Annotated in this window: 10 protein-coding genes and 1 riboswitch; all 10 genes read right to left on the minus strand. The window is 31.2% G+C overall.

The window, feature by feature from the left end:
• Window positions 1-70 precede the first annotated feature (70 nt).
• The 10 genes from B5S50_RS04190 to B5S50_RS04235 all read right to left on the minus strand — a co-directional run bounded on the left by B5S50_RS04190 (window position 71) and on the right by B5S50_RS04235 (window position 13,671).
• Window positions 71-1,954, minus strand: a complete 1,884-nt coding sequence (locus B5S50_RS04190) for an EAL domain-containing protein (RefSeq protein WP_254306703.1) — start codon at window positions 1,952-1,954, stop codon at window positions 71-73.
• A gap of 166 nt (window positions 1,955-2,120) precedes the next feature.
• Entirely contained in the window at window positions 2,121-3,299 is a 1,179-nt protein-coding gene (gene rpsA / locus B5S50_RS04195; protein ID WP_217303194.1) for a 30S ribosomal protein S1, read from the minus strand.
• Between the two features lie 303 nt (window positions 3,300-3,602).
• Window positions 3,603-4,562, minus strand: a complete 960-nt coding sequence (locus B5S50_RS04200) for a P1 family peptidase (RefSeq protein WP_217303195.1) — start codon at window positions 4,560-4,562, stop codon at window positions 3,603-3,605.
• A gap of 84 nt (window positions 4,563-4,646) precedes the next feature.
• Window positions 4,647-5,237, minus strand: coding sequence for an ECF transporter S component (locus B5S50_RS04205; protein ID WP_217303769.1), 591 nt, complete (start codon window positions 5,235-5,237; stop codon window positions 4,647-4,649).
• A gap of 166 nt (window positions 5,238-5,403) precedes the next feature.
• Complete coding sequence (locus B5S50_RS04210) at window positions 5,404-6,921, minus strand: hypothetical protein (RefSeq protein ID WP_217303196.1); 1,518 nt, start codon at window positions 6,919-6,921, stop codon at window positions 5,404-5,406.
• A gap of 434 nt (window positions 6,922-7,355) precedes the next feature.
• Complete coding sequence (locus B5S50_RS04215; protein ID WP_013239496.1) at window positions 7,356-7,553, minus strand: alpha/beta-type small acid-soluble spore protein; 198 nt, start codon at window positions 7,551-7,553, stop codon at window positions 7,356-7,358.
• A 114-nt stretch (window positions 7,554-7,667) separates the two neighbouring features.
• On the minus strand, window positions 7,668-9,701 hold the full coding sequence (locus B5S50_RS04220) for a methyl-accepting chemotaxis protein (protein WP_217303197.1): 2,034 nt from the start codon (window positions 9,699-9,701) through the stop codon (window positions 7,668-7,670).
• Between the two features lie 232 nt (window positions 9,702-9,933).
• Window positions 9,934-10,770, minus strand: a complete 837-nt coding sequence (locus B5S50_RS04225) for an energy-coupling factor ABC transporter ATP-binding protein (RefSeq protein ID WP_217303198.1) — start codon at window positions 10,768-10,770, stop codon at window positions 9,934-9,936.
• 12 nt (window positions 10,771-10,782) lie between these two features.
• Window positions 10,783-11,562, minus strand: coding sequence for a cobalt ECF transporter T component CbiQ (gene cbiQ / locus B5S50_RS04230; protein WP_065079536.1), 780 nt, complete (start codon window positions 11,560-11,562; stop codon window positions 10,783-10,785).
• Window positions 11,563-11,799: 237 nt separating this feature from the next.
• Window positions 11,800-11,975: riboswitch (cobalamin riboswitch) on the minus strand.
• 184 nt (window positions 11,976-12,159) lie between these two features.
• Complete coding sequence (locus B5S50_RS04235) at window positions 12,160-13,671, minus strand: cell wall-binding repeat-containing protein (protein ID WP_217303199.1); 1,512 nt, start codon at window positions 13,669-13,671, stop codon at window positions 12,160-12,162.
• Between the last annotated feature and the right edge of the window lie 223 nt (window positions 13,672-13,894).

The raw sequence follows: 13,894 nt of genomic DNA on the forward strand, positions 1-13,894 counted from the left end.
TACGTTAAGTCATTGACTTACCAGAAGGTAAGCCAGCTTTAATGTAATAAATACGATGGCATTTATTACATTAAAGCTGTTTTTTTAAAAAATCTTTTATATCTTCTGACGGCATTGGTTTTCCGAAATAATATCCCTGAATTTTATTACAATTTTTACCTTTCAAAGATTTAATCTGATTTTCTTCTTCAACACCTTCTGCTACTACTTCCAATTTCATTCTATGGGCAAGTTTTATTATCTCTTCCGTTATAATGTCTTCATAATAATCACTGCATATACCATCTATAAAAGTTTTGTCAATTTTAAGCGTATTTATTGGAATACTTTTTAAATAGTTCAAAGAAGAATACCCACTTCCAAAATCATCAAGTGCAACTTTTACTCCCATATTTTTAAGTTCATTTATCACTTTAAGATTACTTTCAAGAGACTCCATCATAACACTTTCAGTTATTTCTATTTCCAGGTATTCTGGTTTTAATTCTGTTTCCTCCAGAACCTTCTTCACCGTATATACAAAATTATCTTCTTTAAGTTGTATTGGCGATACATTTATGGATATGAAATCATAAGAATATCCATTATCCTTCCATATCTTATTTTGAGAACAAGCAGTTTTCAAGACCCATTCTCCTATAGGTATTATAAGTCCTGTTTCCTCTGCCAAATTTATAAATTCTAAAGGCATAACCCATCCTAACTTAGGACTATTCCATCTAATTAAGGCTTCAAAACCTACTACTTTTGTATTCTCCATATCCACTTGAGGTTGATAGTATAGAATAAATTCATTATTTTTTATTGCCTTTCTCAGCTCTTTTTCCATCTCAACTTTTTTCAAAATTTCATTGTACATGGATTTTTCAAACAATTTATAAGAATTTTTACCTAGCAATTTAGTTCTATTTAACGCTATATCTACATTCCTAAGTAAAGTGGCAACTTCCTCTCCGTCCCTAGGATATACAGTTATTCCTACAGTAACCGATATTAAGGTTTCCGTTCCATCTATATTCCAAAGTCCACTTATAGTATTTATCATACACTGAGCTATGCTTTCCAAATGCTGTTTATTATCATATCCACTTTTTAAAATTAAAAACTCACTTCCGCCCATCCTTGCAACCATACCCAAATGCAATTGGCTTAAAACCTCTCCTGTTTTTCTTAACAGTTTATCTCCATACTCATACCCAAAGATATCATTTATATTTTTAAAATTATCCAAGTCTATTTGGAATATAGAAAAATTATCCCCTGATCTTTTTTCTATTCTCTTTTCAACTTCCTTTTTGAAAAGATTCCAATTAGGTAAGTTAGTTAATTGATCATAATAGGCTAATTTTTTTATCCCATCATATTTAGATCTAAGCTGCCGTTCTGATGCACATAATTGTTCATATATACCAAAAAGTTCTACATAACTTTGATTTAGCTTTTTATTTGTATCCAAATCCGTGATAAATCCATCTTCTGTCTTTTGTGCTAATATCAATCCATAATGAAAAAACTGGGTAATTTTTTCAATGTACCTTTCCGAAATAACAGGTGTATTTTTTATTAGAAGCTTATATTTTCCTTCATCAAAGTTAGATTCTTCAAATTTAACTTTAAAACAATCTTTATCAGACTGTTCAAGAAAAACAGGGTTTAAAAAAATTGTGCCAATATTCTCTTCGTTTATGGTAATTGGTATACCTATGTAAACTAAATTACTATATCCCTCGAAAACTCCTATTTTCCTTTCGTTTCTAATTTGATTTAATATATATTCTTCTTTTTTGTTATCACCTAATTTATCAAATATATGTATGTATTTTTGTGAATTTATATTAAGTACTTCTCCACTTACATCTTTTACATAACAGGCTATTGAAGTTATAGAATAAAATCTTTCCATTAAATTTTTAAGTTCGGATATATTTATCATATCAGCTAATACAAAGGCCATATGGGCACCAACTTTCATCCTCATTTATTTACAGGGATTGTAAAATATATTTTACTATTTAAATTGTTACTATTATAATCATATTGCAAAATCTTACTTGGAAGTGTTAATAAATTTGTATATTGTCTTTAAATTATATAATCATTTCATGATTTTGAAAACACTTTTATTCAAATTTTATGTTTTTTAATTTATCTTTTAGTAAATCCCCAAGGGTAACTCCACTTTCATCTTCATCTAAATACTGTTTAAAATTATCTTTAGGCTTATCCACTGTATCTTTTATACTAAGAGATATTCTACTATCTTTTGTATTTATGTCCAATACCCTTACTTTTACTCTATCACCTACTCTTAATACATCAGATGGCTTTGCAATATGTTCTTCAGATATTTCTGAAATATGGACAAGTCCTTCTACTCCTGGTTCAATTTCTACAAATGCACCTATATTTATAATCTTGCTTACAGTTCCCTCTATCATATCATTTACATTATACTTTTCATCTATATTATCCCATGGATTTTTTTTCGTATCCTTTAAGGAAAGTGATATTCTATTTTTATCTTTATCTGTGTTCAGCACATATACCTCTACACAATCCCCAACAGACACTACTTCAGAAGGATTTTTTATTCTTCTCCAAGAAAGTTCTGAAATATGTGCAAGTCCTTCTACACCACCTAAATCAATAAAAGCTCCAAATCCAGTTAGCCTACTTACTACTCCTTTCACCTTATCTCCTTTAGATATGCTGCTCCAAAGTTTTTCTTTTTTCTTTTCAACCTCTAGCTTTTCTACTTCTTTCCTAGATAACACAATTCTTGATTTACTTTTATCCAGTTCTATTATCTTCACCAAAAGAGTTTTTCCTAAAAATTCGTTTAAATCACTAACGTATTTAACTGAAAGTTGTGAAGCCGGTATAAATGCTCTAAGGCCATATAAATCAGTGATTACTCCACCTTTTACCACTTGTTTTACCACTATTTCAAATGCTTTATCATCCTTTAGCAGCTCAGTAAGTCTGTCCCAGCATATCTCCCTATCTGCTTTAATTTTTGACAAAAGTACATTTCCATCTTCATCATTTGTTTTAATTACATAAACGTATATCTCATCCCCAACTTTTAGGACTTCATCCACATTTGCATTTTCATTTTTACATATTTCATTTTTAGGCAATATTCCATCAACTATGTAACCAATATTTACCGTAGCCTGTTCATCAGTTACAGAAATTACTTTACCTTTTACTACTTCTCCATTTCTCACATTTTTCATAGATGAATCAATTTGATCCATAACTTCATTCATTGAATTTAATTCATTATCATTGTCCATTAAATTCCATCTCCCATTCTGTTATAGTTATAGTTTAATTTTTACTTAAAATCACTATACCATTTTAACAATTATATTCTATCACAAATGCTATATAAAGTTACATTTATCCGATGACTACCTGCTCTAATACTCCTACTTCTCCAAGTAGGAGTATTAGAGCAGCTACGTCCCTGGATAACGATTTTCCCTAAAGGATAACGCCTTCTAAGTGCTGAAGCACTAAGAATCCTGTTAATAAGCATCAGGTGGAGTCAAAACTCCATCTGATGGCAAGAACTTTGTTTATGTAGTTATACATACTTAAAGGTCTTTATAACTTTTATATTCTAAAATTGAATCTGCACTTTTTACAGCTCTTACAATAGCTTTTTCCATAACTTCAGCAGCTAAAAATCCAACTACACTTAAATCAGCTTCCACTTTTCCACATGACGCAGCAAAAATAGTATCTCCATCAAACATAGAGTGGGCAGGTCTTATCGCTCTTCCATAGCCATTATGTGCCATTGAAGCAACTTTATTCATTTGTGTTTTTGTGAAATTTCCATTGGTCACCACAGCCCCAATAGTAGTATTTCCACTAAACAAATTCTTCTTTTCAGAATATCTTTCAAGCATTACTTTTTCAGTGCCTGCAAAAGATTTTCCATCCTCATTTAAGGCTCCTGCAATTATATGCTGGCTCTTGCTATCTATTACATCTCCAAGACAATTAACTGCAACTACAGCTCCTACCTTAAGTTCTCCAACCTGAATTGCAAAAGTTCCAAGTCCGCCCTTCATTGCATGTTCATTTCCAAGTATCTTTCCTACAGTTGCACCTGCTCCAGCACCTACATTTCCATTTTCACATAAATTTAATTCTGAATTTTTACAGGCTTCATATCCCATAGCTTTATCTGGTCTTACTCTAAAATCTCCTATATTCAAATCAAATAAAACAGCTTCACAAACTATAGGCACTTTTGTAACTGATACATCAAAACCAATACTCTTTTCTTCTAAGTACTGCATTACTCCTCCTGCTGTATCAAGCCCAAAAGCACTTCCTCCTGCAAGTACTACGGCATGAATTCTATCTACTAAGTTTACAGGATTTAAGAGATCAGTTTCCCTTGTACCTGGAGAACCTCCCCTTACATCAACTCCAGCACTTGCTCCTTCTTCAAACACAAGTACAGTACAACCTGTAGGTCCATTTAATTTTTGAGAATTTCCTATTCTCATTCCCTCTATGCTATTAAATATTATTTCCTTCATTTTTTTCCTCCTATATCAAAACCCTAAGCTAAAAGCTTAGGGTTTATTTCTATATTATCAATTTAAGATAAAACATAATTGCATCTATTTGTGTTTTATCTTGGTAACTGCAGTAACTACAGATATTGTAATAAGTATACATAAAATCATTTCAGGTATACCATTTGTAACACCTACAGCTATAATTCCCTTTTGGGCAACACTTGAACTTATATTCAAAGCCTTTGCATAAGATCCAAGATATATAATGTATATCATTCCTAAAACCCCAATAGTATTCATCAATGAGCCTACTGCTGAAGCTATTCCTATAGAAATAATTTTTTTCTTCATACTCAAGCACCTGTATACATAATAAGGTATTATACCTATGAGTACTCTAGGTAAAACTGATACCAGTGGATTCATAAATACAAAAGAAACTGGTGTAGGTGCAGTTATAGACTGAATCACACTAAATATACCGAAAATAAGCCCTACTGAGGCACCAACTATAGGTCCTTCTAAAATAGAACCTATTATAACAGGCACATGCATTATAGTGGCTTTCACCGGTGGAATAGGTATAAAACCCAGTCCTGTAATTCCCAGTACAATAGAAATCCCAGACAGCATTCCAATTACAGTAATCTGTCTAATTCCAAACTTTGAATGACTTTTTATTTGTCTTTCCATAATTTTTTCCGTTGTTGTTCTTAGGCATTTGAAATAAAATGCCTTATGTAGATACAACACGGACCCTCCTTTATAAAATTTAGTTCAGTTTTATTTTAATAAATACTGACGATTTAATTTTATCATGTTTAACCAAAACTTCAATATATAAATCATAAATATATCATTAATCTCGTTTTATTGGAAAGCCATCTTTAAAACATTCTTTAGGATATAGTAAATTTATTACCTTTTCCTTACTGCATTTTCCGTTTTTCATAAATACATCAGGTATTCCTTTCAAATAAACCCGTACATTTTCTTTAGGAAATATGTCACATACATTTTTTATACATTCTACAACAGAATTATTTTTAGATTTTCTTATGTACTCATCTATTTTTTCTCCCTTTAGCCAATCAGTCCCTTTATATTTGTCATCATAGTTTATAACAGTACATTTTAATTTTTCTTTATCATTTCCCGATATAGATGACATAAAAAAAGTTTTAACCATAATATCATCTATAGGCAAACTATATCCTGCAAAAATTATATGTTTTGCATTCTTTATAAGAAGCCCCATCTCGGTTTTTAACTCTTCTAAGGCAGGTATATTCTTTTTTTTAGAAAGGCTCTGTATTATAAGTGTCATATCATAGGGATAGGTTATCTGTCCACAATAAGGACATTCTATTGCTCCTCTTTTATTTAACTTTTCCTTAGGCGTCCTATACTTCCAATTTTTTTGTAAAGGTTTTAAAATGGAGGGGCCAAAAATTTCTGAAGATAATCTATCCCATTTTTCTGTAAAAGTTACTATAGATTTCCCACATTCAGGACAAATCCTTGATCCAAACATTCCATGAGGAAATAATACTTTACCTATTCTCATTGTTCTAGAAGGATAGCTATAATCATTTATAACCTTGCACTGAGATTCATTTGTCGTATATCGTATTTCGCATTCATTACCGTCTAATCCAGCAGAAGCTATTTGAGTTCCAAAATCATCATATAGCTGAAGCTTTAATCCATTTTCTAAATAGGTAGGATCCATGTTCACTTCTTTGTGCACATTAAATATGTTCCAAAGTATTACAGGATCCCAATTAAAGGATATTATAGCATAGGAATAAAGGTAAAACTTCCTTGTATCCATCTTATATCCTCTGCTTTCAAATGTTTTTGCCTCCTCTACCATAAGTTCGGCAAGAATTTTTCCAAATTGATAATAAGGTTCCATTTTTTCTTCATCCATATATCCCGGTACCTTTTGTATACTCAATCTTTCCAATTCTTCAATAAGAAGTATAAGACATCTTTTAGCTGCCTGTACTCTCTCAACTCTTAAGAATTTCCTTTTCCCACCACAAAATGCATTAAAGCCCATGTTATTATCAATAAGTTGATCCAGCATAGTAAATAATTCATGCATATTAAACTTAGTATTTGTACTTATTATAGTTTCAAGGGCCTTAAAGTCATAAACTTTTGACAATTTAGAATCCTTAATTAGATCTTCTGTTACTAATTTTTTAAAAGCACTTGCTAGTTTTTCGTCTTTATCTTCCAAAAATGAAAAATCATTTTTACTAATTTTTAGGACCAATTGTATTAACTCACTTGTAGGATGAAGTCCCAAATTTTTAGTAGCACCAGCTCCCCATAATACTACCGTTTCAGGCCAATATTTTTCAGGCATAAACCCATATCCCTCCTTTAATTTAACTTTAACTCAACTTTGGCACATATAAAATTTTGACTCAATATAAAAACTTTGCGAAGCAAAGCTTCGCAAGTTAAGAATTAATAATGAAAAATTAATAGTGAAGGATGATTTTTAGCTATCGCCAAAAATCTTTAAATTTATATAGATTAGGAATGTTCCGCTTTAGCGAAACGAGTAGTGAAAATCTTAATCAAAGATTTTTTGTAGTGTAACGTAAAAAAATCCACATTAACTATTAATTCTTCATTCTTAACTATTAATTAAAAATATTGCGACGCAATATTTTTAAACTGCGAAAGTTGAGTAATTAATTTTTGAAATATATATATTATACCACCACAAAACCTTTCATATAAAAAATTAACCGGGAGATTTTTCAATCGCCCGGTCTATTTTTTAATATTTTACTACTTTAAATTCTGCTCATAGGATTCTATCATCCTTTTTACCATCTGTCCTCCTACTGATCCAGCTTCCCTTGCTGTAATATCACCATTATATCCATCTTTTAAATCTACTCCAACTTCTCTTGCTGCTTCCATTTTAAATCTATCCAGACCTTCTTTTGCTTCTGGAACTAATGCTCTATTACTTCTACTTGCCATAATTAATTCCCCCTTTAGGATTTTGATAGATTTTTATTGAAGTACTTATTAGTTGTGTATTTAAATTTTGTGCAATTTCAAAATTAATACTCTATTGAATTAATAACAAAAAAGTTAAATTTTAAATTTGTTTATAATATCCTGCAGATTATCTGCACTCTTTTTATTATCTTCAGCAGTAGATTTTATGTCACTTAATTTTTCATTTATACTACTTGCCTTACTAGCTATTTCAGTGACACCTCTAGCACCATCACTCACAGTATTAGCTACTTCTCCTATAGCATTAGTTATTCCTTCAATAGAGGAACTTAGTTCTTCTGCTACAGCACTAAAGTCAACCATGAAATCGCTTACTATTTCAGCATCCTCGTTATACTGATTACCTGTTTTTACTAATTTATCATAATCCTTCAAAACAGTTTCATTAATAAAATTAAGAATTTTTGAAGAATTATTTGACAAATTTTCTACTGCTTCTGTAACCTTACCAACTACAATTTGAATGTTACTAACTGTTGCCGAAGATTCTTCAGCTAGTTTGCGAACTTCTTCAGCTACTACAGCAAAGCCTTTACCAGCTTCACCAGCCCTAGCTGCTTCTATAGAAGCATTCAAAGCAAGTAAATTAGTTTGATCTGTTATTGAAAGTATATCAATAGAGAGGGAATTTATTTCTTCTATAGATTTAGATTTTTCAATAGCTTTTTCTAAATCGCTTTTCACTACTGTATATATTTCATTAGTACTTTCATTCGATCTAACAGCATCATGTTTTAAATTTTCTGCCCTCTGTGCAATACTATTAGCATTAGTTGAACCATCTGCAGCTTTTTTAGCCATAGAATCCACTGTCCCACTCATTTCATCAGAAGATGCTGAAACTTCCTCTACTGTAGCTGCATTTTGCTGCATGCCTGCTGAAAGATTTTCACTTTCTGATGCAGTTTCTTCAGCATACCCTTTTAATTCAGCAATTAAATTTTCAACCATAATTGCATTAGAACTTATTGTGCCTGAAGCTTCTTTCATATTTTCAACCATTTCCCTCAATACTTTTCTCATGTTTGTCATAGCACGAAACATTGTTCCAACTTCATCATTATATTTGTATAGTTTTTCAAAACTTTTATCATATTTTAAATCCAAATTAGCTGTTTTATTTACAAGATCAACTATTTTTATAATAGGATTTGTAATTTTTAATGAAAATGCATAACCTATTCCTATAGCTATAATTGACAACACCATTGCTATAAGTATTATAGCATAAGTTGTAGCTCTTATATCTTTGAGCATCTCTGACCTGTCAGCAGTTATTACTATAACCCAGTTTGTTTCAGGTATAACTCCATAGCCTGCTATTTTTTCCTCTTTGTTAAAAACATATTTCACTAAACCCCCTTTTATACTTTCACCTCTATTCAATTTATCAGCTATAGCTTTTATTTCAGGTGTTTCAATCGGTTTACCTATTTTGCTATTAGTTGGATGATAAATTATTTTACCTTTGTTATCCATCAATAAACTGTAACTAGATGAAAATTCACTTATTTTGATACCAGATAAATATTTTGAAAAACTAGTTCCATATATGGCCATTCCAACATATCCCAAAATTTGATCATTTGCTTTAATCGGATTTGTAAAAACTATTATAGGTTTATTGCTTATTTTTGATAGAACTATCTCACTTATAGAACTTTTACCTTCAAGGGTAGGCTTATTATAGGACCTATCACTTAAACTTTTACCTATGTAGCTTTTGTCACTATCTGAAATTATATTTCCTTTAGTATCTACTAAAAATGCGTGTTCAAGATTTTTAGATTTTTTTACATAGTCCTGTAACGTTAAATTCATATCCTGTCGTTGTTTATTAAAATCTTCACTATTCGGAGAATCTTCATTTATTTTCATTAAATTTTTAACTACATTTTTTTCTGAAAAAATTCTAGCTGCCAAAGCTTCTTTTTCTATTATCACACTTATAGTTTCTGAAGAGCTTCCAGTTATCCCTAGTATTTCACTATTAGTTTTCTCTTCCACTATGCCGCTAGATCGATTGCTAACAAAAAAAGTCGTTATGGACATTAGAACAACAATAATAGCTGCTATTAGTATTGGTATTTTTCTTTTTATAGACATAATACTCTCCTTCCATATTTGAATCTATTAATTCTATTTTCGTATATTTGAGCTTTAGGTTTAATTTAATTTAAATTCAAAGCTTAAACATTAAAAATATTTTACAAAAAAGTGTGCTAAATAGTAAAAGAGAAGTTATATAAAAATACCACAACTAAGTATTCTCATACAACTTCTCTTAAATAAGATAAGCTATAAAATATATTCTGTGAAAATTGTAAATTATTAAAATTCAAAAAATATTTTTACTTTTTTCCAACAAGTTTTTCGCTTGTCCAATTGTAAGGGGCAAATCATCCACATTTAAAATTCCATCTTTATTTAAAATTTCAATTAAATGTGCTACTCTAGGAAGTCTTAAATTAATCTTACGAATAATTTCCTTTTTATTAAATACTTCTTCAGTAGTTCCCCCCATTATAATCTTTCCTCTATCTAGAAGATAAACTTTATCCGCAAGAAGTGGAACTGTATCCACGTCATGTGTTGCAAAAATTAAAGTAATTCCAAGTTTTTTATTTATAGAATCCAAAAGTCTAATTAATTTGTGCACTCCTCGTGGATCAAGTGCTGCGGTTGGCTCATCCAATACCATAACTTTTGGTTTCATAGCAAGTACACTTGCAAGTGCAATTCTCTTTTTTTGTCCACCGCTTAAATTGTGAGGGCTTTTATCTTCATAACCTGACATTCCCACTGTTTTTAAAGCCCACTCTATAGTATCCTCTAACTTTTTTCCATTAAATCCCATGTTTAAAAGTCCATAGGCAATTTCCTGCCTGACTGTAGGGTTAAAAAGCTGGTCATCAGAATCCTGAAATACCATTCCCACACTGCGCCTAATCTCTACTAAATTTCTTTTACATACTTCCATACCATTTACAGTGATAGTTCCAGATGTAGGTTTTAAAATCCCATTAAATAGGTGAAAAAGTGTAGACTTTCCCGCACCATTTGGGCCAAGTATTGCTACCTTCTCCCCACCTTTTATTTTCATATTAATATCTTTAAGTGCCATACTCCCATCACCATAAGCATAACTAACTTGAGACACATCAATAATTTCCATAAACATTCTCCTTTAAATCAATACATTTGCAATAATTAGAACAATCAATAAAATTACACCTACTACTCCAAGTCCAAAATCCTTAGAAGGTACTGGATATGTAAAAAATTTAGCTTCTATACTATCTTCATTATATCCCCTTGACAGCATGGCATTATAAACTCTTATACTTCGATCTAAAGATTGTATTATAACATAGACTGCTATTTCCGCAGTATCTTTAATCTGATGAAACCAACTAGACTTATATCCCATACGACTCAACTGAGCATGTCTCATACTTTTTCCCGTCTCTTCAATAATAAATATATACCTATACATCATATCTGCCAAGTCCACTATTATAGATGGCATTTTAAATATTCTAAGGGTTTCAAGTATTTCAATCATAGGCGTACAAAATGATAGTACACAAGCTAAACTAACAGCTGCCATTATTCTAAGCATTAGTAAAATTCCAAGGTCAAGTCCTTCTTTATAAATATATAAATGATAACTTCCAAATGAGATATAAGTTAAAACATGACTACCATTAGTAAAAAGCATACTTATAAATACAATCCAGGCTATTCCAAAAGGTATGAGTAATCTTTTTACAAGCCTTTTCAATGGCAAATGTAATGTATAATACCCAAATAAAGATAGCACCCATAAAAAAGTTACCAAATACCAATGTGAAAGGAAAGTAGCAATAATAATACCACTTAAAAACAAAACTGTTTTGACTCTCCCATCTAAACAATGTAAAAAACTATTTTTATCATACATTTTTCTAAATGAAGCTAGTTCCATAATTTTATTCTTCCCCTTTGACTTTAATTTGCCGAACATCTTTCCCCAGTAATGTCCAACTATCAATCCTGCAGAAAAAACACCTAATTCTTCATCACGTTACAGGACGTCCAATTTTTAATAATCTTTTCGTAAACGATTTTACCCTTCCTAGAGAAACCTAGGAAGGGTAAATTATAATAACTGAAATAATATACTATAACAAAGGTCACCTCCCTATCACTCGTAGAGTTTAATGGTTCCTAAAGCAACATAGGCAGGTCTTCTGACTTAAGATCATCATCCCTATAGCCTTCCCAGTTTCCCAGTGACATATAATAAGGACTCCTCTTTTCACAGCGGCGGGACCGTGCAGACTTTCCATCTGGCTTCCCTTTTCAGCATAATAATGCACCTATATCTTTTTTATATTCTTTTATCAATAATTGCTTTTCTAATTATGATATATAACTATTTAATGCAATTTTCTCACAATATTTCTTTCATGTCAAGTATGCTACTTAATGCCCTGCAATTCGTAATTTGGAAATTCATTATTGTAAAATGGCACATATATTTTTCACTTTTATGAGTCTTTTACTTAGAAATACCACGAATCTAGTTTTCATACATAAAATAAGCAATAGCATCTTTTAATACTGTAGCAAAATCCACATTTCTCTTATGATAAACATTTCCTCCATATTCATTAGATTGATTATCACATATATAAGCATAATCATAACTTTTTGGGTCACACCACTTCATGAAAGTATAGGTATGGCTTGGACCATTCGTTGTAAAGCATATATCACCAGGTCGAAGTTTTGCTAAATCCTCACACTTAGTCCACCCTCTTTGTAAAAGTTGTGATGTAAATTGTACAGTATTACATACCCACTCTGGCAAATCAGTAAGTCCTGATCTTCTCAAAGCTTCACTTTGAAAATATACACAGTTATTGCTTGTGTCACCACCGTGAAGCTCAATAGCTCTATTTAAAACTGATTGTCTATGATCTTCATCGCTAAGATAATTATAAAGATTTTTCTGCAACTCAGAATGGGAAGCAGAAGTATCTGTTGGTGTAGTCGGCTCAGGTGATGGGTCAACTGGTTCTGGCTGCGGCTGCGGTTGTGGCTCAGGTGATGGTTGAGGCTTGTCCGACGTTTTGCCATTTGTCAAAGTTGCCACTATGTCTCCAGTTATCCCAGCTTCACCGCCAAATACATATAACTTACTAAAGCTTTTATTTTCTATAAAACATTGTGTTACAGGAGCTGTACTGCTTCCTACCAAAACTATCGGATTTGAATTTAATGCAGCAAAAGCTGATCCGCTTAAAGCATCTGCAAAGTCTTCTGAATAAGCCAGACAAATCGAACTAAAATCAAATTTATCAGAAAAAGCATTTATTATATTTATATTTCTTTCATATTTATCGCTTCCAGAAATCCTCTTAACATTTGGAAACTTAGATGACACAGCATCACTTATTATGTCTTGTCCACCCAATACATAAGTTACCGGTATATTTTTACTTTCTACCAATTGACTTACTGAATCTGGTACTGAATCCTTTGGGACTAATATAATTGGCATCTGCAATTTTGCAGCTATAGAAGCTATAGAAAGTGCATCAGTATAATCACTATCTGTAGTTAAGATTATTCCATTATATATCCCTATTTGATTTGCCACTGATACAGAGGTCTCAGTTCTGTTAAGTCCAGAAAATCTTTCAGTTGGTATATTCATTTCATGAAGTTCATCGTCAACTTCATTGCTTATAACTCCAGTGCCTCCTACAATAAAAACTTGTTTAACATTTAATCTCTTTATTTGCTCAATTGTAGTATTCTCTAGTCTATCACTGCCATTTAAAAGTATTGGTGCATTATACTTTTTAGCTAAGGTTGATGCACTTAAAGCATCTGGAAAGTTATATCCATTCACAATAACTGCATAGTTGGAATTTTTCCAGCCTTGATTTACTATTTGTGAACAGGTTCCATATCTATCTTGTCCACCTAATCTTATAGATTCTGGTGAAGCTGCACTAGCTTTTGCACCAAAAAATATAAATATAAACATAAAAACAGAAAGTAAAACAATTAATTTTTTTCTCATATGTACACCCCTTATTATTTAGTAATCAGCTTTCACACATACGATATTTTGACTTAATATAAAAACCTTGTGAAGCAAAGCTCGCAAGTTAAGAATTAATAATGAAAAATTAATAGTGAAGGATGATTTTTAGCTATCGCAAAAAATCTTTAAATTTATATAACTCATCAATATTTCGCTTTAGCGAAACGAGTGATGAAAAGCTTAATCAAATATTTTTTGT

This window comes from Clostridium sp. 001, assembly GCF_019056555.1.
GTDB classification, from domain to species: Bacteria; Bacillota; Clostridia; order Clostridiales; family Clostridiaceae; genus Clostridium_B; species Clostridium_B ragsdalei.